The following is a 24,085-nucleotide window of genomic DNA, read 5'->3' as shown; positions in this document are numbered from 1 at the left end:
ACAAAATGCTTTTAGTGTTAGAATAAATTTCTAAATTTGCACCTCATTTTGCACAACACAACGATAATTAACTATTAAACAAGATATTACAATGCCTTATTCGGTGCCAGATCCAAAGATTTTTTCTTGTACTCAGAGTCAAGATTTAGCAGAAAGAATTGCAAAAGCATTTGGAACAGATCTGGGGAGTGTGTCTTTTACAAGGTATAGTGATGGTGAGTTTCAACCGTCATTTGAAGAATCTATCCGCGGAATGCGTGTTTTTATTATAGGTTCTACAAACCCGAGTTCAGAAAATTTAATGGAAATGCTACTTATGTTAGATGCTGCTAAAAGAGCATCAGCAAGACATATTACAGCAGTAATGCCATACTTTGGATGGGCTAGACAAGACAGAAAAGACAAGCCAAGAGTGCCGATAGGAGCAAAGTTAGTAGCTAAATTATTAGAGTCTGCAGGAGCAACCAGAATTATTACTATGGATCTCCATGCCGACCAAATTCAAGGATTTTTCGAGAAGCCAGTAGATCATTTATTTGCATCTACGATCTTCTTACCGTATTTAAAAAGTCTTGAATTGGATAATTTAACCATCGCCTCTCCAGATATGGGAGGTTCTAAAAGAGCGTATGCCTACTCTAAGTTTTTAGGTTCGGACGTGGTAATTTGTTACAAACAGCGTAAAAAAGCCAATGTAATAGACCACATGGAGCTTATTGGAGATGTAACAGGTAAGAACGTTGTTTTGGTTGATGATATGGTTGATACCGCTGGTACACTTACAAAAGCAGCCGATTTGATGATGGAGCGTGGCGCTAAAAGTGTAAGAGCAATATGTACACATGCATTACTTTCGGGCAATGCATACGAAAGAATTGAAAACTCTCAGCTTACAGAATTAATCGTTACCGATTCAATTCCGCCAAAGCAAAAGAGTGATAAAGTGAGAGTGTTAAGCTGTGCCGATCTTTTTGCAGATGTAATGCATCGCGTACACCACAACACTTCCATCAGTTCTAAATTTTTAATGTAAATTATTTTAATTTTTTTATAATGAAGTCAATTACAATTAAAGGATCTCAAAGAGAAAGCGTGGGTAAGTCGTCGACTAAAGCCTTACGTAATGCTGGACAGGTACCTTGCGTAGTATACGGAGGGGAAAATCCATTACACTTTTCAGCTGATGAAAAAGCGTTTAAAGATTTGGTTTACACTCCAAATGCGCACACAGTAGTTATTTCATTAGATAACGGAAAGACGTATAATGCAATTTTACAGGACATTCAATTTCACCCTGTAACAGATGCTATTTTACACATCGATTTCTATCAGTTATTTGATGATAAAGAAGTAACTATGGAAATCCCTGTACGTAAAGTAGGAAACTCTCCAGGGGTTATTGCCGGTGGGGTTTTACGTATCAATCAGCGTAAATTAAAGGTAAAAGCAATTCCTGCTAACTTACCAGATTATATCGATGCTGATGTTTCTAAATTAGAAATTGGTAACAAATTATACGTTACTGCTTTAGCAAATGATGATTACAAGATTATGCACCCAGACAACACGGTTGTATGTCAAGTTAGAATCTCTCGTGCTGCGATGAAAGCTGCTCAAGAGGCTGCTAAAGAAGAAAAAGCTGCAGCAAAAGGTAAATAATTGAAGTAAATTATTCAATTTTATCATACAGAAGCACCTCCTTTCGAGGTGCTTTTTTATTTTTGCAACAAGTTGAATACACAAGCTATGTTGCAATTAATAAAGCATTTTTTTGTTAAAATCCCCACTCAAGATACACAGTCTATGAAGAAGTTTTTAATAGTAGGATTAGGAAATATTGGTCAAGAATACGACGAAACACGACACAATATTGGATTTAAAATTCTCGATTTTTTTGCTTCGGAAGAAGATGTAACTTTTGAAAGTAATAAGCTCGGAGCAACAGCAACCTACAAATTTAAAGGACGTACTTTTATTTTTTTAAAGCCTAGTACGTATATGAATTTAAGCGGTAAAGCAGTAAAATATTGGATGACTAAAGAAAAGATTTCAGTAGAAAATATTTTAATTATTACTGATGATATCAACTTGCCGTTCGGGAAAATAAGAGTAAAAGCTAAAGGAAGCGATGGCGGACATAACGGCTTAAAAGATATTCAGCAACAATTAGGAACCACAAATTACCCAAGATTTAGATTTGGAGTAGGAGCAGAATTTTCAAAAGGTCGCCAAGTAGATTACGTACTTGGGAAATGGAACGACGAAGAAAATGCGCAAATGAAAGATCGCTTGCTACGCTCAAAAGAATTGATAAAATCTTTTGGAACAGCTGGTCTAAACAATACTATGAATACCTTTAATAATACTTAATCTTCGATACTCTTAGTTTTAATCAATCAAATCAGTTTACTCTACCTTAAATTGCGAAACTTGTGAGTTAGAAACATTTCCTTCCGCATCTGTAGTTTTTACAAACCAAAAATAAGTGCCAGCTCCTGGAGTTGCGTAAGTGTAATTGGTGTTGATAATGCTGTTTGCAATACTTGTACTTGGAGGGTTAGAATCACCTAGAAACAATTCATAACTCGAAATGTCATTATCAATATCCGAAGCACTCCATGTAAAGGTAATATTGGCATTTGTGGTGTAAACCGTACTTCCTGAAATCGGCTCATTTAAGTCGGCAGGAAAAGGCGGATACGTAGTTCTACCTTCACCAGCGTTGTAAAACTTCCAAACGGCACTTTGAGTTTCAGCTAAAGTTTCAGCATTGATAGAAGTGATATACCAAGAATAGGGAACACCTCTGTTTAAAGTGGCATCTCTAAAAGTAGTTTCGCTAGTCAAAGTTTCAGTCGCATTGGTGTTCAGGTTTCTTATGGTAAGTCGGTATGTGTCTGTATTTTCCGACGGTTGCCATTCAAAAGTAATTGTACTAGTACTGTTATTTGCGTCTGTGATAACGCCTTCTGTACACTCCGAATTTTCTAACGGAAATACAAGCTGAGCTACAGTTGGAGGTAATGGCGTAGGAGGCGGACTGTCATCTCCACCGCCACCGCATCGTATAAAAAGGAGCGCACATAAAATATATAAAATAGAATGCTTTGTGTACATGCTTTATTTTTTTAACAGTTTAAAAGTTTTGGTGGTGTTTTCATTTTGAATATTCATCATATACAAACCGCTGGTTAAGCTCGAAAGGTAAAGTTTTATGTGTCCGTTTTCATCGCTTATTTGCGTTTGCGAGTTTACCATTTCACCTGTAATATTAAAAATACTGATGCTGTTTTTTATACTTGGCGTATCCGTATAAATTGTAAGTTCATCTATAAAAGGATTTGGAAAAATAGCCATTTCGCCACTGCTAATAATGAGCTCCTGATAAATACCCTGACAATCTTTTTCAGTATAAACTTTTAAAGCGTTTATTCCTTTTTTAAGGTTGAGTTCTACAAAATCGCGATTGGTTTTTTGGAGAATTCCATTTAGTTCGATAAGGTAAACATCGCTCCCAGATAAGTTTAAAGAAACTGAATTTTTATTGCTTTTATTAGCGATTACATTTAGTGGTTCAGGTTCGTTTATTTGAACATCAAAACACTGCTGATACGTGCTACTCGCATCGGTGGTGAAGCAGAGTTGGTAACTGCCAGCACTCAAGTTGGTAAACTCTGTGGAGGCTTTGAAGTCTTGCGTTGTGAAAGTGCCGTTTCCTGTAAGGGTAGCTGTATAGTTGTAGTTTTCTGAAGCGTCAATCGTTATGCTTCCGTTATTACTGCTGATACAACTTTCGTCTGTTAATTTAATTCTGTAATTGTTGGTTGGCAAACTGAAAATTTCACATCCGTAGATATCAACTTTAGCGCCAATTGGCGTATTCGGACAAAGGTCGTCTTCGTCTAAAACTCCGTCTTTGTCGGTGTCGGTGCTCAAATCGCCATTCACACAAAGATTTATTCTAAATGAATTAATGCTTCCGCCATCGTCATTATTTGCATCATCGACTTTTAATTTCCAAGTACCTTTTATCGGTTCCCCGCTCAAAATACTCAGTGTTTGCTGTGGTTTAATAATTCCAGAAAGTGTAGGGGTTGTGGTAGCGCATGAGATGTTGTTTCCGTCGTCACTAAAAGTCGCAACAATATTATCTCTATCACCACATTGTTCAGCAATTAAAGGAACAACCGTACCTGAAGGAGAAATTAAACTAATTGATAAATCTTCAAGCCAAGAATGGGTAATATCAACACCAACGGTAATGCTACTTAAAGAACCGTTGTCGGTAATTGTAAGGTTGGATGTGGTTGTTGAAGTGCCCACACTCGAGATGTATAAAGTTGCGTTGCTTACATAACTTTCACAAGAAATATTAATTGTAGTGAACGAAGATGTGCTTGTGAAATTTCCTTCACCACAAGTGTTTATGGGTTTTATACGCCAATAATAAGTTGTGGTTTCTTCTAAATTGGTGGGTTGGTATTGCGTGAGCGTTGTAGTTTCGTCAACAATAATATTACTAAAGTTAGACGATTTTGAAATTTGAATAGCGTAACTATTTGCATTGGTGTACTCGTCCCAAGTAAGAATGGTTTGCAATGGTTGCTCGGTGGCTCCATTGGTTGGCGAAGTTATATTTATCGCCTCAAAAGTGTTCGAGAAAATCGATAATTCAATAGGGTATTCTTTTATTTGTCCACCTTCGGAAGTCGCTACAATGGTAAAGTCGTTGATACCAACGGTTAAATTTTCGGTATTGTCGATAGTTACATTTACAGCAGTGTCGTTGGAAGTAACGGTAGTTTCACTAAAGTTTACAACCAATCCAGGTGGAATGTTTGTTGCTGAAAAAGTTACGGGTTCAGAAAAAGTACCATAACTATGATATGTAAACGGAATGGTAAGCGTGTTTGGTTGACAAATATTGTATTCTAAGGTATCAAAAAGTAAAGCGTAATCGGATGCTTCGATACTTAAAGTTGCTTGGTTTAAAGCAAAGAAAATATTATCGGAAGCTTTTACCATAATTCGTGCATTCGAAGTGGTAATATCTCCAGGAATAACAACCTGTTTTGAACCGTCATTTTTAGTTTTTTCTGAAAGAATAATCGGGTTTTCAAAGTCGTTATTTAGTATCAAACATACATCAACAAAACTTGTGCTAATCGGAATTTTATTGGTTTCCCCCACATCCCAAGTTACTTTGTAAACCGAGCCTCCTTGTAGCGTTTCATTCGCTGTTTGCGACGTTACTGCAAAAGGAGTATTAGTTTTTACCGTGGTTACCGATAAGTCGCCTCGTGCAATTTGTCCGCCTTCAGCATTATTATCTCTTACCAATAATGAGAAATTCAGTGTTCTTGAAACTGTTGGAATAACTTCCCATGTTGGCGCTAAGTTGTTGTTTAAAATATCACTTTCCCTTGGGAAAAATCTCTTTGAAGATAAAGACGGAGGGTAAGACCTAAAAGATGGTCCGTTAGTGGCATTTGCAACAGGCGGTTGCACCGAAACTTCATTGTTTTGTTGCTCCCAAGTATACGTAAGCGTATCATCGTTACTGTCGGTTACAGTTGCATTTAACACAAATGGAGTTCCTGCAGGAATGGTATAATCTGTAAGTTCGGTAATTACAGGAGCCGTATTATTAATTGCAGATGTGGTGCCACAGGTGCTACTTCCTTCGGTAATATTATCCCAAATTTGAGAAATACTAATGGCGTGAAAATAAGCATCGCTATTTCCTTGAACGTTACTCGGACAAATCCCAGCGTACGCCATAATAGTTGACCCGCTTCCTGGTTCTACAGAGGTAGCGCCACTTCGGTTTGAGCTACACGAATTGTTAAACGTGTGCGTAGCTCCAAATTGGTGACCAATTTCGTGGGCTACAAAATCAATATCATACACATCGCCAATTGGGTTGATGTAGCCTGTTACCCCGCGTGCTTTGTTGGATGTACAAACAGATGCAAGTTGCGCAATTCCATCACCACCGCTTGTGCTTGTGCTAAACACATGTCCGATGTCGTAGTTAGAAAAACCTACAGCAGCATCAATTACATCTTGAATTTCATTAATTAAGGTTTGTCCGTTTCCATTGGTAAGTCCGTCGGTATCGGCATCCAAAAATATCAAATCGTCGTTATTGGCAATAAGTTGTAAACTAATAGCAAGGTCGTTTTCGTACACGCTATTTATTCGAGTAATCGAAGTGTTCATGGCGGCAAGAACCGCTGCCTTTTTTTGTTGTTCAGTACCGTCAGAAACTTCTGCGCGGTCGGTGTGGTATTTTGCATATTCGGCAGTACAAGCCAACGCCATACGGTATGTTCTCAGCATTCCGTCGTCAACAGGGCGTAGCGCATAGCTATTTTTTGAAATTGTTTCTTTGCTAGCTTCTTCTACTTTACATTCAAATTCAGTAGTAGTAAAAGCAGATTTTTCAGCTAGGTAATAAGTGTTTTTTTCTTCGGAAGGATTAATGTAATGGGTGTTTTTGGAAGTTCGGATGAGTCCGTGAAATCCGCTCGGGTCTACCGAAAAATAAATCTTCTCGCTTGGGTTTTCAGTAGAAACACCCATATACGATTTTATCGAAGGATATTTTTTTGCCAAATCTGGAGCGAATACATTGGTTTCGGTAATCTTGAAATTGGTAATTGTATTTTCTTCCGTAGGAAAACCAATGGTTACAGCAGAACTTTTAGATGAAAAGTTTCCTCTTTTTGGAGTGTTTTTTAACTGATTTTGTAAATGTTCGAAATCTAGAGTATAGGTCGAAATGCTTTTTTCTTTTTGTAATGAAATAGGTTTGTTGGTTTGAGACGCAACAGTCCACACTGCTTCGCTTTGCGAAAAAACTGAAACAGAGAAAAATAGGAGGAGGAAAAGTGGGATTAGCTTAATGCTCGTTCTCATTGATTGGTAATGTATTGCCATAAAAATAGACAATTTTACGGTTGTTTTTTAAAAAAATTAAGAAATACGATATTTAATTTAATGAATTATTCGCTTTTTAATTCGTTATTTTGTGGTGAATGATGTTTAATTTAAATGCTTTTAAGTGATTTTAAAGCGTAATCTTTTTGATAAAGAAGAAAGTTACTATACGGTAGTAACTGTAGGAACTTTTGATGGTGTGCATGTAGGACACAAAAAAATTATCGATAAAATTGTTGCCAATGCAAAAGCAAACGATTTGAAATCGACAATTTTGACGTTTTTCCCGCATCCTCGAATGGTACTTCAGCAAGCATCAGACTTAAAATTATTAAATACCCTCGACGAGAAAATATCTATTCTAGAAAAAACTGGTTTAGACCAATTAATTATCCATCCGTTTACCAAAGAATTTTCAAGACTTACTGCGGAAGAATATGTAAAAGATGTGTTGGTAGACAGCATAAAAGCGAAAAAAGTAATTATTGGATACGATCATCGTTTTGGAAGAAACCGTACCGCAACGATTGATAATTTAATTGCCTTTGGCGAAAAGTATGATTTTGAAGTTGAACAAATTTCAGTAGAAGAAATAAACGAAGTTTCGGTAAGTTCAACAAAAATTAGAAAAGCCCTAGAAGCGGGCGATATTCATACGGCAAATACTTTTTTAGGATACAATTATATGCTTACAGGAACTATTGCAACTGGTAAAGGTTTAGGGAAGCAAATAGATTTTCCAACTGCAAATATTAGAATTGAAGAGAGCTATAAATTGGTTCCAAAAATTGGAGTGTACGTTGTGAAAAGTGTTTACAACGGAAAAGAGATTTATGGTATGATGAATATTGGATTTAATCCTACCGTAAACGGAAGTAAGAAATCAATCGAAGTGCATTTCCTTGATTTTTCTGAAGATGTTTACGGAAAAGAAATCCGAGTGGAATTGTTACATCGATTACGAGACGAAAAACGTTTTGACTCTATCGAAGATTTGCAGAAGCAACTTGTAAAAGATAAAGAAGCAACACAAGCTTTGATTGCAACGTATGATGCTGAATAAATTTCTTTTTACTCGAATTGATAACGCCGGACTTGTAGTTTTTAGAGCGATTTTTGGGTTTTTAATTGCTGCAGAAGCCTTTGGAGCAATCGCCACAGGTTGGGTAAGGCGTGCACTTGTTGAACCTAAGTTTACGTTTAATTTTATCGGTCTCGATTTTTTACAGCCACTACCTGGAAATGGTATGTATTTTTACTTTGCCATTATGGGTGTTTTTGGTTTGTTGGTTATGCTTGGCTACAAATATAAGTGGAGCATGGCAGGTTTTACAATACTGTGGGCAGGGGTATATTTTATGCAAAAAAGCTCTTACAACAATCATTATTACTTATTGCTTTTGTTGTGCTTGTTAATGTTGGTGTTGCCTGCAAACAGGTATTTTTCACTCGATGCCAAATGCAATCCTTCATTTAAAAAAATATACATGCCACAATGGTGTAAGTGGTTAATAATTCTTCAAGTTTGGATAGTTTACACCTATGCTTCAATTGCTAAGTTGTATCCAGATTGGCTCGACTTAACCGTTGTGAAAAATTTAATGCAACCACGTGCAAACTATTTTTTAATTGGTGGTTTGCTTCAAAAAGAATGGGTTCATTTCTTTATTGCCTATTCTGGGATAGCGTTTGATTTGTTAATTGTTCCGCTATTACTTTGGAAACGCACCCGAAAGTGGGCATTTTTCGCATCTATATTTTTTCATTTATTCAACTCGGTAGTGTTTCAAATTGGGATTTTTCCGTATATGTCGTTGGCTTTTAGTTTGTTCTTTTTTCAGCCAAAAACTATCAGAAATATCTTTTTGAAAAAGAAACCTTTATATACTGAAGATGAAGTTGAAATGCCTTCGTATAGAAATGCACTTTTGTGGGTAGGAGGAATTTATTTTTTAATTCAGATAGCTTTGCCACTTCGCCATTGGGTGATAAAAGACAATGTACTTTGGACAGAAGAAGGACACCGTTTAAGTTGGCGAATGATGCTAAGAGGAAAGTCGGGAATAATTACTTTTAAAGTTGTAAACCACACTACAGGAAAGCAACATTTTGTAAAACTCAGTAATTATTTAACGTCAAAACAACAGCGAATTGTAGCCACCAAACCCGATGTGATTTGGCAATTTGCACAGCGCTTAAAAAAGGAATATCAAGAAAAAGGCGAACAAATAAGTGTGTATGCAATGTCGAGTAAAGTGCGTGTAAATGGAGGCGAATACAAAGCTTTTATCAAACCAGAAGTAGACCTTGCAAACGAGCCTTGGCATTATTTTTCGCATGAAGAATGGATTTATCCTTATGAAGAAAAAACAGCGTTAAATTCAACTTCGAGAAATAAGTCGTAAACAAAGAAATAACGCTAAATAAAATAGCGAAATACATTTCTAAATCATCCGTAAACGTTTAAATTTGTCATTCGATTTTGCAGAAGCAATATCAATTTATAATCATTTTTTAATTTAATTCGAAGAATCATGCTTCAAGTACAGTTTATTAGAGACCACAAGGAAGAAGTAATTAAGCGCCTACAGATAAGAAATGTAGAAGCTTCAGTTATTGAAGAAGTACTTTCCTTGGATGAAGAGCGAAGAGCGCTTCAGGCACAATTAGATAACACATTGGCCGAGTCAAATAAATTGTCCAAAGAAATAGGAGGCTATTATAAAAGTGGAGAAGTAGATAAGGCTAACGAGTTAAAAGCAAAAACAGGTGAGTTAAAAGAAGAGTCTAAAACACTTTCTGAGCAATTAAACGCCAAGTCTGATGCCTTAACAAGTTTGTTGTATAGCATTCCGAATATTCCAAATGCAATCGTTCCAGCTGGTAATTCAGAAGACGATAACGAAGAAGTTTTTAAAGAAGGAGAAGTGCCACAATTAGCTGGTGATGCTTTACCGCATTGGGAACTCGCTAAGAAATACGATATTATCGATTTCGATTTAGGAGCTAAAATTACAGGCGCTGGATTTCCAGTGTACAAAGGTAAAGGAGCTCGTTTACAACGCGCTTTGATAGCTTACTTTTTAGATAAAAATACAGATGCTGGTTATACCGAATACCAAGTGCCGCATTTGGTGAACGAAGCTTCTGGTTACGGTACAGGGCAATTGCCAGATAAAGAGGGGCAAATGTACCATGTTACTGCAGACGATTTGTATTTAATTCCAACTGCTGAAGTACCAGTTACCAACATTTTTAGAGATGAAATTGTTTCTGAAAACGATTTGCCAATTAAAATTACAGGATACACGCCTTGTTTTAGACGCGAAGCTGGAAGTTATGGTGCTCATGTAAGAGGATTAAACCGTTTGCATCAGTTTGATAAAGTTGAACTTGTGCGTGTTGAGCATCCAGAGAAATCGTATGAGGCTTTGGATAGTATGGTGGCACATATAAAAGAAATTTTACGCGAACTAAAATTACCATATCGAATTTTAAGATTGTGTGGTGGCGATTTAGGATTTACTTCTGCGCTTACCTACGATTTTGAAGTGTATTCAACAGCGCAAGAACGTTGGTTGGAGATTAGTTCGGTTTCTAATTTTGAAACCTACCAAGCAAATCGTTTAAAGCTACGTTTTAAAGACGAAAACGGGAAAAGCGTTTTGGCGCACACATTGAACGGAAGTTCATTAGCGCTACCAAGAGTATTGGCAGGAATTTTGGAAAATTACCAAACGCCAGACGGAATTAAAATTCCAGATGTATTAGTGCCATACACTGGTTTTGATATGATTTCATAAGTAAAACACTATATTTTTTTATATAAAGAGGCTGTCTTAAAAGTTTAATTTTTCGTCAAACTGAGCTTGACTCAGTTTCTCATCTAGCTAAAACTAATTTGATGAGATTCTGAAATAAATTCAGAATGACGTTTTTAAAATACTTTTTAGACAGCCTCTTTGTTTTTTTTACAACTTTCATAAATGCGGTCATTCCGAACGAGGTACGAGGAGGAATCTCACCTTCTTGATAAAATACTTATTTCTCGCATTTTCATTTAATTCGAGTATCTTTATGCTGAAGTGTATAAAGTAGCATTAAAACAACAATCAATTTTCGTGAGAGTTTTTCTTCTGATAATATTTTTTCTAATAGGAATTTTTAAAATTTCAGCTCAAGATGAAGCCATTGCGCAACAGTATTTTGAAAAGGGAGATTTTGAAAAGGCAGTAGTTTATTATCAGAAATTATATAATAAAAATCCTAACAACCGTACGTTTGTTTTGGCGGTGGTTAATTGTTATCAGCAGTTAAATCAGCTTGAAAAATCAGAAGCGATATTGCTTAAAAAGGCTTTAGAAAAAAATGCAAATCCAACGTATGTTATCGAGGCAGGATACAATTATCAGTTGAAAAATGAAGCTGATAAAGCTACTTTGTATTACGATAAGGCACTCGAAATGTTGAACGAAAATCCGAATTACGTATATGTAATTGGAGGAACTTTTCGGCAAAAAACAATTTTAGATTACGCCATGAAAGCCTATAAAACGGCAATGGAATTAGAGCCTAAATTTAATTTTAATTACGAGTTGGCTTTAATTTATGGCGAACAAGGCGATATTGAAAACATGTACCAAATGTATTTGGATTTAATGTTGGAGCGCGAAACATTAAAAGGGCAAATAAAAAGGAATTTAAGCGGATTTATTTCTGAAGATGGCAGTGCTGAAAACAATGTGCTTTTTAAGAAAATAGTTTTAAAGCGTTCGCAAACCAATCCCAACGTTTTGTGGAACGAACTTTTGAGTTGGCTTTTTATTCAGCAACACGATTACAAAAGTGCATTTACGCAGGAAAAAGCGATTTATAAGCGCTCGGAAGTTACTTCTTTAAACACTATTATTGAGTTGGGAGTTATTGCGTACGACAATGAAGATGCGGAAACCGCACGTCAAATATTCCAATTTGTTGTAGAACAAACTCAAGACCAAGAGTTGTTGATGTATGCAAAGCTTCAGTTAATTACGATTGATTTACATTCAGAAAAAAATATCGATAAAATTGAAAAGGAGTATCAAGCGTTGTTAAACGAATACGGCATTACTCCGCAAACCATAGAAGTTCAAGTGGCTTACGCTAAATTTTTGGCCTTTGTAAAAAATGATTCGGCAACAGCTTTATCGGTTTTAAAAGAAGCGATTGCATTACCCTTAAATAAATTTTCTGAAGCACAAGTACGAATGGCAACTGCCGATGTTTTGGTGTTCGACGAACAATTTAACCAAGCGCTAATTTATTATTCGCAAGTACAAAAGGCTTTAAAAAATGATGTTTTAGGGCAAGAAGCTCGGTTTAAAGTAGCGCAAACAAGTTTTTATAAAGGCGATTTTGATTGGGCAGAAACACAGCTAAAAGTTTTAAAGTCGTCTACTTCGCAACTTATCGCCAACGATGCTTTGCAGTTGAAACTTTTAATTTCTGATAATAAGTTAGCCGATTCAACGCAAACAGCATTGAAACTTTATGCCAAAGCCGATTTACTTGCGTTTCAGGAGAACGAAGCACAAGCAATAAACTTACTCGATATTATTCTGAAAGACCACAAGGGCGAACCTATTGAAGACGAGGCGTTGTTGTTACAAGCGAGTTTGTTGGAGAAAAATAATAGCTACGAAAAGGCAGTAACAAACTATCAAAAAATTATAGAGTTTTTCCCAGAAGATATTTTAATGGACGACGCTTTGTATAACTTGGCACAGCTTTATATTAAAAAACTATCCAAACCCGAACTTGCAAAAAAGCTTTTAGAGCGTATAATTTTTGAGCATCAAGACAGCATTTATTTTATCGATGCTCGAAAAGAATACCGAACCCTACGTGGCGACGCCATTAATTAAAAGCACTTAAAAAAGGGAAATTCCTCTTAAGATGCTTAATTTTGAACATTCAACACGGAACACATGTATATTTATAACGTAACTACAAATATTGAAGAAACAGCCGAGGCGAATTGGTTGCTTTGGATGAAGGAGGAGCACATTCCAGAAATGCTTGCCACAGGAAAATTTTCCAATGCTATAATGACTAAAGTGTTGGTAGAAGAAGAAATGGGAGGAACCACGTATTCGGTGCAATATTTTACCAAAGATAAAGATACTCTAAAGCGTTATTACGCTGAAGATGCAGATGCATTAAGAAGTAAAGCTCTTAAAAAATTTGCTAATAAAATGGTATCTTTTAGAACAGAATTAGAAATTGTAAGCGAGCATTAAAGCTTTCTTAGCATTTAAAGTGCTATGAGTAAAAAGAAAAAAAAGTTTGATTACAAACCTTATAAAAAGGCAGTAAGTCAGCAAGATTCTCCTGTAAAGGCAAAAAAGCATTTAGGGCAACATTTTTTAACCGATGAAAGTGTAGCCGAACGTATTGGTGATACACTTACCTTGAATAATTACAGCAAGGTTTTGGAAATTGGTCCTGGAACAGGGGTGCTAACCAAATATTTATTGCAAAAAGATATTGATTTAGTTGCGATGGATTTGGATAGTGAATCGATTGTGTATTTGCGTCAGAATTTTTTGCTGGAGCATCCAAGGCCTGCTACAATTAAAAGAGATTTTGAGGTTGTTGAAGCTGACTTTTTAAAGTACAACACCCAATTGCTTTTTGGGGAAGAGCCTTTTGCAATTACAGGAAATTTTCCGTACAATATATCTTCGCAAATTGTGTTTAAGATGTTGGATTTACGAGCGCAAATTCCAGAATTTACTGGGATGTTTCAGAAGGAAGTAGCCCAACGTATTTGCGAGAAAGAGGGAAATAAAACCTATGGAATTTTATCGGTTTTGGTGCAAGCGTTTTACGATGCTGAGTATTTATTTACCGTACCACCAACAGTTTTTAATCCGCCACCAAAGGTTGATTCTGGTGTGTTGCGACTTATTCGTAAAGCCGATTTTTCGCTTCCGTGCGACGAGCGTTTGTTTTTTAAAGTGGTAAAAGCAGCCTTTGGAATGCGAAGAAAAACATTGCGAAATAGCTTAAAAGTTTTTGAGTTGAGCGATAACTTAAAAGAAGATGCTATATTTGATAGAAGACCTGAACAGATGAGTGTGGACGATTTTATACATCTAACCACTCGAATTGAAAAAGATATTGTGTAAGCTGCACAAAGGATAGGAGCGGGATCCCCAAACAAAACGAAGTGCGTTTGGGATATAGCGGATAGCCTGGCGACCATTGAAAAATGGGCGTGTGCCCAAAAAATAATAGAAATATGACTCCATTTAAACTTAGCGAAGCGCTTATTGAGGAAATAGAAAACCTTATTGAAAGTAGGGGCGATGCGACCTTGCTTGATATGATGGAAGATTTCCATTATGCCGATGTTGCTGAAATTATACACGAGCTGAACCTCGAAGAGGCGACTTATATTATTAAGTTGTTGGATAGTGAGAAGACTTCGGATGTGCTTACCGAGCTTGATGAAGATATTAGGGAGCAGATTTTAGGGAATTTATCGGCGAAGGAAATTGCGGAGGAAATTAGCGAACTTGATACGGATGATGCTGCCGATATTATTGCGGAGCTTCCAGATGAACGTGTGAATGAAATTATTGCGCAGATTGACGATAAGGAGCACGCTCGTGATATTGTGGAGTTATTGCGGTACGATGAAAATTCGGCTGGGGGTTTGATGGCGAAAGAGCTGGTAAAGGTTAATGAAAATTGGAATGTACTTGCATCGGTTAAAGAAATGCGTAGGCAGGCGGAAAATGTAACGCGTGTACACTCGATTTATGTTGTTGATAACGATGATAAATTAAAAGGACGTTTGTCGTTAAAAGACCTGTTGACGACTTCGACAAAAGCAGAAATAAAAGATATTTATATCCCAAAAGTGGATTATGTAACGGTGCACGACAAAGGCGAAGATGTAGCAAGATTGATGTCGAAATACGATTTGGAAGCCGTTCCTGTAATTGATGAATTGGGAAGATTGGTTGGCCGTATTACCATTGATGATATTGTGGATGTAATTCGCGAGGAAGCCGAAAAAGATTATCAGTTAGCGGCGGGTATTACACAAGATGTAGAAGCCGATGATAGTATTTGGGAACTTACGCGCGCGCGATTACCTTGGTTGCTTATTGGAATGTTTGGTGGTTTGGGAGCTGCTAGTATTATTGGAAGTTTTCAAGGTGCTTTAAAAGAACCAATCCTGCTTAGTTTTGTGCCATTAATACAAGCTACGGCTGGGAATATGGGCGTACAGTCATCTGCAATTGTAGTGCAAGGTCTTGCCAACGACACCATAAAAGGAGAGATGTTGAAACGTCTCGGGAAAGAGTTTTTATTAGGACTTACCAACGGAAGTGCTATTGCTTTTGTAGTATTAATAATTAGTCACTTTTTATTTCATACTTCGTATTTAGTATCGGCTACTATTGGAGCTGCGCTTATTACAGTAATTATTATTGCTGCAATTATCGGGACTTTTATTCCAATTTTTCTAGACAAAAAAGGAATCGACCCTGCGGTTGCTACAGGACCCTTTATTACCACAAGTAACGATGTTTTTGGGATTTTGATATATTTCTCAATTGCCAAGTTTATTTTGGGCTTTTAGTGGTAATTCATATAGAAAATTTTGTTTTTTAACGAAAAAGAATGTTAAATAGCTATATAAATTTTCTCACATAAGTATACTTATATTAATTTTACTAAATTATAATCCCTAAGCTTCACCAACCTTAGGGAATTTTTTTATGAAAGAATTCAAGCGATATAGTAAATCAACCAAACGTTCACTTATAAAATTGTACGTCCTTAATTGTAAATTAAAGGAAACATACAATGAGTGTCAATATTACATATCGCCAAGTGAACTTAAAATTTTTTACGAAGAGAGTTTCTTCAATAAAAGCAATTTTTGTTCAACAATGAATGATGCTTTTATGAACGAGCATAAACTTCAACTTTTTAAGTCGCAAATTGAGGTGTCGTTCTACATAACAATGCTTACTTTTAAGTTGTATTTACAGGGCGATAAAAGTGCATACCTGTTTAAAAAGGCTTTAAAGTTGGAAGAAAAAAGCACTTTTGTGGTAGCTTCCTTGATTAAAGAAGATGTTTCTCCTACGTTGCACAAAGAATTGACTCACCATTTTCATATGCAGGAGAAACGGATAATAGCACTAAAAAACATCATAAAAAACCATTACGACGCACTTCCGCAGGAGTCGTAACGAAGTGTTATAATCTGCTTTATTTTTCCGTTTCCTGTTTTTATAAATTACCTTTGTAGTAAGAAATACACTGCTGTTTTACAAGTTGTAAACTTGAAAATATGCATTAAAAATAATAAGAATGAAGATACTTCATTTAGATACAAATCACCCGCTCATGATTGAGCAATTGGCCGAATTAGGTTTTCAAAACGATACAGATTATACTTCGAGTTACGAAACTGTTGTTGCAAAAATTAAAGATTACGACGGAATTATCATCCGCAGTAGAATAAAAATAGATGCTCATTTTTTAAGGAGTGCTACGCAATTGAAATTTATAGGACGCGTAGGTGCAGGATTAGAAAATATCGACACAGAAGTTGCAAAAGAGTTGAGAATACAGCTTTTTAATGCTCCAGAAGGAAATAGAAATGCCGTTGGAGAGCAAGCTTTAGGAATGTTACTTTCATTGTTTAATAAACTTTTAATTGCTGATAAAGAAGTTCGAAACGGACTTTGGAGAAGGGAAGAAAATAGAGGTTTAGAACTTGATGGTAAAACCGTAGGAATTATAGGTTACGGAAATATGGGAAAAGCATTTGCAAAAAAACTGAAAGGTTTTGATGTGGATGTACTTTGCTACGATATTGTTGGAGGAGTAGGCGATGAAAATGCACGTCAAGTTGGAATTTTAGAATTCACCAAGAAAGTAGATGTGGTGAGTTTACACACGCCACAAACGCCACAAACTTTGGGAATGATTAATGAAGAATTTATCAATTCGTTTCATAAGTCGTTTTGGTTTATAAACACTGCTCGTGGTAAAAGTGTAGTAACTGCAGACTTAGTATCAGCACTAAAATCGGGGAAAGTATTAGGAGCAGGGTTAGATGTCTTGGAATACGAAAAAGCATCTTTCGAGAATTTATTTTCTGAAGAAATGCCTGATGCACTTCAGTATTTAATACAATCGGATAAAGTGTTGTTAACACCTCATATTGCAGGTTGGACGGTAGAAAGCAAAGTGAAGCTTGCACAAACCATTGTCGACAAAATAAAGGCGACTTTTATAGAAAAGAATTAAGTTTTGAGCGAGGAAATACATACCGTAACTGAATATTTGACTGCTGTTCCAAACGAGCGGAGAGAAGTTTTTATGTCGCTTCGCAACGTTATTTTAAAGAACTTGCCCGAGGGTTTTGAAGAAACTTTAAATTACGGAATGATTGGTTATGTAGTTCCTCATAGTTTATACCCAGCGGGCTATCACTGCAACCCCGATTTGCCACTTCCTTTTATCAATATTGCTTCGCAGAAAAATTATATTGCGTTGTATCATATGGGGTTGTATGCCGATGAGGTTTTGAATAATTGGTTTGTTTCAGAATATCCAAAACATTCAAAATTAAAATTAGACATGGGTAAAAGTTGTATTCGGTTTAAAAAAATTGATACTATTCCACTTGATTTAATAGGCGGGTTGGTTTCGAAAATGAGTGTGGAAAATTGGATTGCACTTTACCAAGCGAATATTAAGAAAAAGTAAAGTATCGAAAAAATGCCGTAATTCTACGATTACGGTAGTTATTTCTGATGTTTATTTGTTAATTTAGCTTACTAACTAATTTTAAAAAAATGAGCAACGAAAAAGAATTTGAGGAAAAGGCAAAAGAATTTGCCCATGAAGCAAAAGAATCAGCACAAGAATTTGCAGATAACGCACAAGAGGCATTAAACAGTCAGGATAATAAGAAGATTGTAGCTGGACTTTTAGCGATCCTTTTGGGAACGTTTGGAATTCATAAATTTATTTTAGGATACCAAAAAGAAGGTATTATTATGCTTTTGTGTTCTGTGTTATCATGCGGAATCTTAGCACCAATCATTTATATTATTGGTATTATTGAAGGTATTATTTACCTTACAAAATCTGACGCTGAGTTTTATAATACGTACCAAGTTGGTAGAAAACCTTGGTTCTAATATAGAGTTAAAGACGGTCTGAAATGTGTAAAGCAAAGATTTAGTTTTTCTTTTCAGACCTTCTTTTTTTATTTCCCCCATTTCTTTTTCAGCATAAATAAAATATTATGGGGTTTACAAAAATGTTAGCGCATACATTAGAGCAGAACGAACTCTCAAAGACATTTAAAGCTTTGGGGCATCCTGCTAGAATTGCAATTCTTCAATACATAAGCAATAATCCAGAGTGTATCTGTAACGATATGGTGAAAGATATAGATTTGGCTCAAGCTACTATTTCTCAGCATTTAGTAGAACTTAAAAAAGTAGATTTAATTATTGGGAAACACGTAGGTAAAAAAACGTGTTACAGTATTAATATTGATAAGTTATATGAAGTAAAGCAGTCTGTTGGTTCCTTTTTCAACGAAACGCAACAGGGCGCACAATAAAGTAAAAAGGCTGTTTTAAATTTTTTAAACAGCCTTTTTTATTTCGAATAATGGGGAAAACTATTGTTCTCCGTCTTCCATTAGTTTTCTTTCTAATTCTGCTTGGAATTCTTCCATTACAGGTTTTACAGTACTTTCGGGTAAGTCTGCAATTTTAATGTACATAAGTCCGTCTACCGAATTATTAAAAAGCGGATCGACATTAAAGGCAACTACTTTTGCATTTTGTTTGATGTACTTTTTGATTAATACAGGAAGTCTTAAATTTCCTGGTTCTACTTCATCAATTAAACGATCAAATTTGTTTAGATCGGCTTCTGTTTCATCAAAAACAAACTCTTTGTCGGCATCTTTAAGTTTTACTTTAAACTCTTTCTTCGGACTAATATATTGTGCTACGTACGGATCCCAATAATGCGATTTCATAAACTCAATCATCAGTGATTTTGAGAAGTTTGAAAACTGATTACTGATGCTCACACCACCAATTAAATATTTATGCTCGGGGTGTCGAAGTGTTGTATGCACAATTCCTTTCCACAGTAAAAAGAGTGGCATAGGTTTTTGCTGATAATCGCTCACAATAAATGCGCGTCCCATTTCGATGGATTCGCTCATCATTTTGTATAATTCGGGTTCAAATTTAAAAAGATCTTGAAGGTAAAATCCATCAATTCCTTTAGCTTTAAAAATTTCAGAACCCATTCCCATTCTGTAGGCACCAACAATAGCGCGCGCTTCATTATCCCATAAAAAGAGATGGTGGTAGTATTCGTCAAACTCATCGGTGTCGATGGCTTGGTTTGTGCCTTCGCCAACTTCTCTAAAAGTAATTTCTCTAAGACGACCAATTTCTCTTAAGATATAAGGCATTTGGTTTGCCTTCGCTAAAAAGACTTCGTAGTTTTTGCTTTGCAGTAAGCGTAGGTCTTTTTCTTTTAAATCGTTAACCTCTTTCTCCATTAAATCTTTGCTTACTGGGGTAATGATTTCTTTTGGAGAACGCGGAAATTTAAAACTTGTTGGCACTTTATCAAATAAGCGACCTTCCTCAAATGCGTTGGCTAGCATGTATGTTTTCTTTCGGAGGAAATCGGTAAATTCTTCAAGAGTTTCGTGTTCTTGTTGTGCATCTACACTTATGGGACGCCCAATTCTCACGCGAATTACACGGTTGCGTTGCGTTAATACTTCCGAAGGAAGTTTTGCCGTGCGCAGGGTGTCATTCAGTTTAGAAAGACGGTAAAATAATTTGCTATTTTTGGCATGAAAGTAAATAGGAACCACAGGAACTTCTGCACGTTTTACAAGTTTCATAGCGGCTTCTTCCCAAGGGCGGTCTACAATAAGTTTACCATCTCGATAGGTTGAAACTTCTCCAGCAGGAAAAACTCCAAGCGGATGTCCCTCTCTTAAATGCATTAACGATTGCTTAAACCCAGCAACGCTACTTTTGGCGTCTTTATGACTCTCAAACGGATTTACAGGCATAATGTAAGGCGCCATTGGTTTGATACGGTGTAGCAAAAAGTTGGCAATAATTTTAAAGTCAGCTCTTTGTTCCAAGAGTAATTTCAGCAATAAAATTCCGTCTATTCCTCCCAGCGGGTGGTTTGAAATAGTTATAAAAGCACCATCTTTTGGAAGTCGTTTTAAGTCTTCCTCTGGAATTTCAAAATTAATTTCAAATTCGTCTAAGATGGCATTCAGAAAGTCTAATCCAGTTTTTTCTTTATGCTTGTCGTATACTTTATTAATCGTAGATATGTTCAATATTTTCATCAGTGTCCAACCACTTAATGTCCCAAAAATACCGTACTTATCTGCGTTAATTACTTGCGCTACTTCTTTTGCGGTAACTAATCCCATTTAAAGTTATATTGAGGTCTAATCAATACAAATATAGAAAAAGAAACTGAGCTCTTGCTTTATTTTACAACCAACTGAACGGTTTCTTGCGTGCGCTGCTCTAGTAAAACTTCGTGTCCGTTTTGTAAAGAAGCGATGGCTTTTTCGTTAAAATGTCTTATGGTATAGAGTGATACGTCTTCGTAGTGCGTAACTTTAAATTTCGATTTAAGTATTTTTAGAAGATCGTCTAACCTATTAAATTTATTTTCAACACACACTGAAAAACTAATAGCAGAGTTTTGAATTAAATCTACTTTCATTCTATGTGTACTGAAAATTTTAAAAATTTCGCTGATGTTTTCTTCAACAATGAATGAAAAATCTAGGGATGAAAGTTTTAATAAAGTTTGATTTTTCTTCACGATAAAACAAGGCACATTTGGCGTAATTCCTTTGCCTTTCATTACCACCGTTCCATCTTCTTTTGGATTGATAAACGATTTTACGTGAAGCGGAATTTCTTTTCTTTGAAGCGGTTGTAAAGTTTTTGGGTGAATTACAGAAGCTCCGTAGAATGCAAGCTCGATGGCTTCGCGGTATGAAATTCTGTTTAAAAGCTCGGCGTTTTCAAAATAACGAGGATCGGCATTAAGAACACCTGGAACGTCTTTCCAAATTGTTACAGAATCGGCATTGAGGCAGTACGCAAAAATTGCAGCAGTATAATCAGACCCCTCTCTACCTAAAGTTGTTGTAAAATTATTGTCGTCGCTACCAAGAAAACCTTGTGTGATGTTCAAGCAGGTTTGATCGATATGTTGCGAAATATTCTTTTGAGTTTCTTCCCAATTTACAATACCTTCTCTGTAACTATCATCAGTTTTAATATAATCTCTAACATCTAGCCATTTGTTTTTAATGCCTACTTCAGCAAAATAAGCACTCAAAATAGTGGTAGAAATAAGCTCTCCGTAGCCTACAACTTGGTCGTAAACAAACGCGTATTTAGGCGATTTGTTCCACGCTAAAAAACCTTGAACTTGCTCGATTAAGCCTTTTACTTTAGCAAAAATTGGGTGTTTTTCATTCTGAAATAAATCGGTTAGAATAGCGTGATGATAGCTAATAATTTCATCAAAAGAAGCATTTAACTCGCTTTTATTTTCAAAATAATTTTTCACAACCACTTCCATCGCATTGGTTGTTTTTCCCATAGCCGAAACCACCAACAAGGTGTTTTCGTGACCTACTGTTTGTAATACATTTACAACATTTTTTATCCCATCGGCATCTTTAACAGAGGCTCCTCCAAATTTAAAAATTCTCATTAATTTGTATTTGCTATAAAATTCTTAATTCCTTGTTCGTCTAATTGTACGGTATCCCAATCTCTTAAAATTAAGGCACCATTTTTTTCGTAAAACTTAACAGCTGGGGTGTTCCAATCGAGTACCACCCATTCTATACGTTTTACGCCAAGCTTGTGTCCGTATTTAATTACTTCAGCAAAAAGTGCACTTCCAATTCCGGTACCTCTTTTATCTTGTCGAACTACCAAATCTTCTAGGTGTATGGTTTTGCCTTTCCAAGTAGAATAGCGGTTGTAAAACAATGCCATTCCTTCAATTTTGTTATTTAATTCGGCTACCAAACATTTAAATAAAGGCTGTGCTCCAAAGCCATCTCTCTTTAAATCTTCGATAGTAACTTCAACGGCATCAGGTTCTTTCTCAAAATCAGCAAGTTCTTGAATGAGTTCAAGTACTTGTGCCATGTCTTTTTCTTCTGCTTGTCTAATTGTAAACTCCATATCTGTTACAAATATAACTTATAGTTATAATTACATAAAAATGAAATTTCACGAAAACGATGTAGTTTCACAAAAATGTCGATATTTGTGAGCGTAAAAACACAAAAACCGTTATGACCAAGAAAAACAAAACACTAGGCGAGTTTATTATTGAAAATCAGCGCGCTTTTCCGTATTCTACAGGAGAATTATCAAAACTAATTAACGCCATCCGACTGGCAGCAAAAGTTGTAAACCATGAGGTGAACAAAGCCGGATTGGTAGATGTTTTAGGTTCGAGTGGCGATATAAATGCGCAAGGCGAAGACCAACAAAAGTTGGATGTTTTGGCAAATGAAAAGTTTATACAATCGTTGACGAACAGAGAAATTGTATGCGGAATTGCTTCAGAAGAAGAAGATAATTTTGTGGCAATTAACAGCTACGACAACAATAATCAAAATAAATATGTAGTGTTGTTTGACCCGCTAGATGGCTCGAGTAATATCGATGTAAATGTATCTGTGGGAACAATTTTTTCGGTATACCGACGTATAACACCTATCGGAACGCCTGTTACCATTGAAGATTTTTTACAACCAGGGCGCGATCAAGTTGCTGCAGGTTACATAGTTTACGGTACATCTACAATGTTGGTGTATACTACTGGGCATGGTGTAAATGGTTTTACTTTAAACCCTGCAATCGGAACATTTTATTTATCGCACCCAAATATGCAGTATCCAGAAGACGGTTCGATTTATTCTGTAAACGAAGGAAATTATGTGCACTTTCCAGAAGGAGTTAAAAAGTATATAAAATATTGCCAGATGGAAGAAGATGATCGTCCGTATACTTCGCGATATATAGGTTCGTTGGTGTCTGACTTTCACCGAAACATGATTAAAGGTGGTATCTTTTTGTACCCAGAAAGTAGTAAAGCCGTGAACGGAAAATTACGTTTGTTGTATGAATGCAACCCAATGGCCTTTTTGGCAGAACAAGCAGGAGGAAAGGCTAGTGATGGTTCGCAGGCAATTTTAGATATTAAGCCAACAGAATTACACCAAAGGGTGCCTTTTTACTGCGGAAGTAAAAATATGGTGACCAAAGCAGAATCGTTTATAGCAGATTATAAAACCAACTAAAATTTCGAATATACTTGAAAACAAAAAAGCTGTTCCATGGAACAGCTTTTTTTATGATAGGTTAGAATCGGATTAACGATTCATGTGTTTTATTTCTTCAATAAAAGTATCTAGATCAACACCTATATCTACCAAATACAACGCTTTTTTCATAATGAATTCAACGTTTGCAGGGTTAAAACCAAGTCCAACTCCCAAACGAATCATAATTTTAAATTCGTCTTCATCAGTAATATGGTCGGCGTGAATCATACGTGCAATATCATACAAACGCTCCAATCTTGTGTTGTATAAAGTTGGAGGGTTGATTGGGAAAGCAGAAGGGTTTTCTAAAATCTCTTCATATAATTCCTCCGAAATATCTAAGTTTTTTGCCAATCGGTCTAAAAATGCTTTTTCCTCTGGGTTAATGGCTCCGTCAGAAAGTGCAACTCTTACAATAGCTGCAAAATGATCGCGGTTTCTTTCACTAAATCCGCTAGAATATAAATCTGAAATAGACATCAATGTAATTTTTTAATGTGCGCACAAAGATAAATAAACCCTTATATTAAAATGAGGAAATTTTTCTATTTTTTTCAGAACTACTTATTTATACACATTTAAACTTTTATTTTGTTTTCAGACTTCTAAAAAACATTAACAAATACATACGTATTCAACGACTTTGTTGTATTTCTTTTAAGATTATTGGTTAAAAATTGT

At 35.9% G+C, this 24,085-nt stretch carries 22 protein-coding genes; 16 read left to right on the top strand and 6 right to left on the bottom strand.

The window, feature by feature from the left end; translation table 11 throughout:
• Positions 1–91: 91 nt before the first annotated feature.
• From JMA43_RS00830 to pth, 3 genes are all read left to right on the top strand, one after another.
• The gene (locus JMA43_RS00830; RefSeq protein ID WP_342153971.1) at positions 92–1,033 is read left to right on the top strand and encodes a ribose-phosphate pyrophosphokinase; all 942 of its coding nucleotides are present in this window, start codon (positions 92–94) and stop codon (positions 1,031–1,033) included.
• A 20-nt stretch (positions 1,034–1,053) separates the two neighbouring features.
• A complete protein-coding gene (locus JMA43_RS00825; RefSeq protein WP_342153969.1) occupies positions 1,054–1,659 on the top strand; it encodes a 50S ribosomal protein L25/general stress protein Ctc in 606 nt (201 codons plus the stop codon).
• Positions 1,660–1,803: 144 nt separating this feature from the next.
• Positions 1,804–2,370, top strand: a complete 567-nt coding sequence (gene pth / locus JMA43_RS00820; RefSeq protein ID WP_342153967.1) for an aminoacyl-tRNA hydrolase — start codon at positions 1,804–1,806, stop codon at positions 2,368–2,370.
• A gap of 36 nt (positions 2,371–2,406) precedes the next feature.
• Here the strand turns inward: pth and JMA43_RS00815 are convergent, their stop codons facing one another.
• Both JMA43_RS00815 and JMA43_RS00810 read right to left on the bottom strand, forming a co-directional pair.
• Positions 2,407–3,117 carry a hypothetical protein gene (locus JMA43_RS00815; protein WP_342153966.1) on the bottom strand — a complete coding sequence of 237 codons (711 nt, stop codon included), beginning with the start codon at positions 3,115–3,117 and terminating at the stop codon, positions 2,407–2,409.
• A 3-nt stretch (positions 3,118–3,120) separates the two neighbouring features.
• Positions 3,121–6,942, bottom strand: a complete 3,822-nt coding sequence (locus tag JMA43_RS00810; RefSeq protein WP_342153964.1) for a reprolysin-like metallopeptidase — start codon at positions 6,940–6,942, stop codon at positions 3,121–3,123.
• Positions 6,943–7,066: 124 nt separating this feature from the next.
• Between JMA43_RS00810 and JMA43_RS00805 the strand changes: the two genes are divergently transcribed.
• The 12 genes from JMA43_RS00805 (at position 7,067) to JMA43_RS00750 (ending at position 18,592) form a co-directional block, all read left to right on the top strand.
• Positions 7,067–8,005, top strand: coding sequence for a bifunctional riboflavin kinase/FAD synthetase (locus JMA43_RS00805; protein WP_342153962.1), 939 nt, complete (start codon positions 7,067–7,069; stop codon positions 8,003–8,005).
• Positions 7,995–9,347 (top strand): HTTM domain-containing protein, encoded by a 1,353-nt coding sequence (locus JMA43_RS00800; RefSeq protein ID WP_342155093.1) that lies wholly within the window; start codon positions 7,995–7,997, stop codon positions 9,345–9,347. The genes JMA43_RS00805 and JMA43_RS00800 overlap by 11 nt, the downstream gene beginning before the upstream one ends.
• A gap of 129 nt (positions 9,348–9,476) precedes the next feature.
• Complete coding sequence (gene serS, locus JMA43_RS00795; RefSeq protein WP_342153960.1) at positions 9,477–10,745, top strand: serine--tRNA ligase; 1,269 nt, start codon at positions 9,477–9,479, stop codon at positions 10,743–10,745.
• Positions 10,746–11,063: 318 nt separating this feature from the next.
• Positions 11,064–12,845, top strand: coding sequence for a tetratricopeptide repeat protein (locus JMA43_RS00790; RefSeq protein WP_342153958.1), 1,782 nt, complete (start codon positions 11,064–11,066; stop codon positions 12,843–12,845).
• Between the two features lie 63 nt (positions 12,846–12,908).
• Positions 12,909–13,220, top strand: a complete 312-nt coding sequence (locus JMA43_RS00785) for a DUF4286 family protein (protein ID WP_342153956.1) — start codon at positions 12,909–12,911, stop codon at positions 13,218–13,220.
• 24 nt (positions 13,221–13,244) lie between these two features.
• Positions 13,245–14,111 carry a 16S rRNA (adenine(1518)-N(6)/adenine(1519)-N(6))-dimethyltransferase RsmA gene (gene rsmA / locus JMA43_RS00780; RefSeq protein WP_342153954.1) on the top strand — a complete coding sequence of 289 codons (867 nt, stop codon included), beginning with the start codon at positions 13,245–13,247 and terminating at the stop codon, positions 14,109–14,111.
• A gap of 113 nt (positions 14,112–14,224) precedes the next feature.
• Positions 14,225–15,577 carry a magnesium transporter gene (gene mgtE, locus JMA43_RS00775; protein ID WP_342153952.1) on the top strand — a complete coding sequence of 451 codons (1,353 nt, stop codon included), beginning with the start codon at positions 14,225–14,227 and terminating at the stop codon, positions 15,575–15,577.
• Between the two features lie 328 nt (positions 15,578–15,905).
• Positions 15,906–16,196 carry a hypothetical protein gene (locus tag JMA43_RS00770; protein WP_342153950.1) on the top strand — a complete coding sequence of 97 codons (291 nt, stop codon included), beginning with the start codon at positions 15,906–15,908 and terminating at the stop codon, positions 16,194–16,196.
• A gap of 121 nt (positions 16,197–16,317) precedes the next feature.
• Positions 16,318–17,262 carry a 2-hydroxyacid dehydrogenase gene (locus JMA43_RS00765; RefSeq protein ID WP_342153948.1) on the top strand — a complete coding sequence of 315 codons (945 nt, stop codon included), beginning with the start codon at positions 16,318–16,320 and terminating at the stop codon, positions 17,260–17,262.
• Positions 17,263–17,265: 3 nt separating this feature from the next.
• On the top strand, positions 17,266–17,724 hold the full coding sequence (locus tag JMA43_RS00760) for a DUF1801 domain-containing protein (protein ID WP_342153946.1): 459 nt from the start codon (positions 17,266–17,268) through the stop codon (positions 17,722–17,724).
• 89 nt (positions 17,725–17,813) lie between these two features.
• On the top strand, positions 17,814–18,161 hold the full coding sequence (locus JMA43_RS00755) for a TM2 domain-containing protein (RefSeq protein ID WP_342153944.1): 348 nt from the start codon (positions 17,814–17,816) through the stop codon (positions 18,159–18,161).
• A gap of 107 nt (positions 18,162–18,268) precedes the next feature.
• The gene (locus tag JMA43_RS00750) at positions 18,269–18,592 is read left to right on the top strand and encodes an ArsR/SmtB family transcription factor (protein ID WP_342153942.1); all 324 of its coding nucleotides are present in this window, start codon (positions 18,269–18,271) and stop codon (positions 18,590–18,592) included.
• 60 nt (positions 18,593–18,652) lie between these two features.
• Here JMA43_RS00750 and JMA43_RS00745 read toward each other — a convergent pair whose 3' ends face one another.
• The 3 genes from JMA43_RS00745 to JMA43_RS00735 are packed head-to-tail and all read right to left on the bottom strand — an operon-like array spanning position 18,653 to position 22,253.
• Positions 18,653–20,461, bottom strand: coding sequence for a lysophospholipid acyltransferase family protein (locus JMA43_RS00745; protein ID WP_342153940.1), 1,809 nt, complete (start codon positions 20,459–20,461; stop codon positions 18,653–18,655).
• A gap of 59 nt (positions 20,462–20,520) precedes the next feature.
• A complete protein-coding gene (locus JMA43_RS00740) occupies positions 20,521–21,771 on the bottom strand; it encodes an aspartate kinase (protein WP_342153938.1) in 1,251 nt (416 codons plus the stop codon).
• Entirely contained in the window at positions 21,771–22,253 is a 483-nt protein-coding gene (locus tag JMA43_RS00735; protein ID WP_342153936.1) for a GNAT family N-acetyltransferase, read from the bottom strand. The genes JMA43_RS00740 and JMA43_RS00735 overlap by 1 nt, the downstream gene beginning before the upstream one ends.
• 113 nt (positions 22,254–22,366) lie before the next feature.
• On the opposite strand from JMA43_RS00735, the gene fbp reads away from it, so the two are divergent.
• A complete protein-coding gene (gene fbp / locus JMA43_RS00730) occupies positions 22,367–23,380 on the top strand; it encodes a class 1 fructose-bisphosphatase (protein ID WP_342153934.1) in 1,014 nt (337 codons plus the stop codon).
• Positions 23,381–23,452: 72 nt separating this feature from the next.
• Here fbp and JMA43_RS00725 read toward each other — a convergent pair whose 3' ends face one another.
• Positions 23,453–23,884 carry a TerB family tellurite resistance protein gene (locus JMA43_RS00725; protein WP_342153932.1) on the bottom strand — a complete coding sequence of 144 codons (432 nt, stop codon included), beginning with the start codon at positions 23,882–23,884 and terminating at the stop codon, positions 23,453–23,455.
• Positions 23,885–24,085: the final 201 nt, after the last annotated feature.

Origin of the sequence: Joostella sp. CR20, assembly GCF_038433465.1 — a bacterium.
Taxonomy (GTDB): domain Bacteria; phylum Bacteroidota; class Bacteroidia; order Flavobacteriales; family Flavobacteriaceae; genus Galbibacter.
This window is presented reverse-complemented; position numbering and strand designations above follow the sequence as displayed.

Excerpts from the sequence above, each read along its gene's own strand:
- JMA43_RS00770 (WP_342153950.1), top strand. The coding sequence starts at position 15,906 with ATGAACGAGCATAAACTTCAACTTTTTAAGTCGCAAATTGAGGTGTCG.
- JMA43_RS00785 (WP_342153956.1), top strand. The coding sequence starts at position 12,909 with ATGTATATTTATAACGTAACTACAAATATTGAAGAAACAGCCGAGGCG.
- JMA43_RS00735 (WP_342153936.1), bottom strand. The coding sequence starts at position 22,253 with ATGGAGTTTACAATTAGACAAGCAGAAGAAAAAGACATGGCACAAGTA.
- JMA43_RS00810 (WP_342153964.1), bottom strand. The coding sequence starts at position 6,942 with ATGGCAATACATTACCAATCAATGAGAACGAGCATTAAGCTAATCCCA.
- mgtE (WP_342153952.1), top strand. The coding sequence starts at position 14,225 with ATGACTCCATTTAAACTTAGCGAAGCGCTTATTGAGGAAATAGAAAAC.
- JMA43_RS00745 (WP_342153940.1), bottom strand. The coding sequence starts at position 20,461 with ATGGGATTAGTTACCGCAAAAGAAGTAGCGCAAGTAATTAACGCAGAT.
- rsmA (WP_342153954.1), top strand. The coding sequence starts at position 13,245 with ATGAGTAAAAAGAAAAAAAAGTTTGATTACAAACCTTATAAAAAGGCA.
- JMA43_RS00830 (WP_342153971.1), top strand. The coding sequence starts at position 92 with ATGCCTTATTCGGTGCCAGATCCAAAGATTTTTTCTTGTACTCAGAGT.
- JMA43_RS00765 (WP_342153948.1), top strand. The coding sequence starts at position 16,318 with ATGAAGATACTTCATTTAGATACAAATCACCCGCTCATGATTGAGCAA.
- JMA43_RS00725 (WP_342153932.1), bottom strand. The coding sequence starts at position 23,884 with ATGTCTATTTCAGATTTATATTCTAGCGGATTTAGTGAAAGAAACCGC.
- JMA43_RS00825 (WP_342153969.1), top strand. The coding sequence starts at position 1,054 with ATGAAGTCAATTACAATTAAAGGATCTCAAAGAGAAAGCGTGGGTAAG.
- JMA43_RS00750 (WP_342153942.1), top strand. The coding sequence starts at position 18,269 with ATGGGGTTTACAAAAATGTTAGCGCATACATTAGAGCAGAACGAACTC.
- serS (WP_342153960.1), top strand. The coding sequence starts at position 9,477 with ATGCTTCAAGTACAGTTTATTAGAGACCACAAGGAAGAAGTAATTAAG.
- fbp (WP_342153934.1), top strand. The coding sequence starts at position 22,367 with ATGACCAAGAAAAACAAAACACTAGGCGAGTTTATTATTGAAAATCAG.
- JMA43_RS00800 (WP_342155093.1), top strand. The coding sequence starts at position 7,995 with ATGCTGAATAAATTTCTTTTTACTCGAATTGATAACGCCGGACTTGTA.
- pth (WP_342153967.1), top strand. The coding sequence starts at position 1,804 with ATGAAGAAGTTTTTAATAGTAGGATTAGGAAATATTGGTCAAGAATAC.
- JMA43_RS00740 (WP_342153938.1), bottom strand. The coding sequence starts at position 21,771 with ATGAGAATTTTTAAATTTGGAGGAGCCTCTGTTAAAGATGCCGATGGG.
- JMA43_RS00815 (WP_342153966.1), bottom strand. The coding sequence starts at position 3,117 with ATGTACACAAAGCATTCTATTTTATATATTTTATGTGCGCTCCTTTTT.
- JMA43_RS00755 (WP_342153944.1), top strand. The coding sequence starts at position 17,814 with ATGAGCAACGAAAAAGAATTTGAGGAAAAGGCAAAAGAATTTGCCCAT.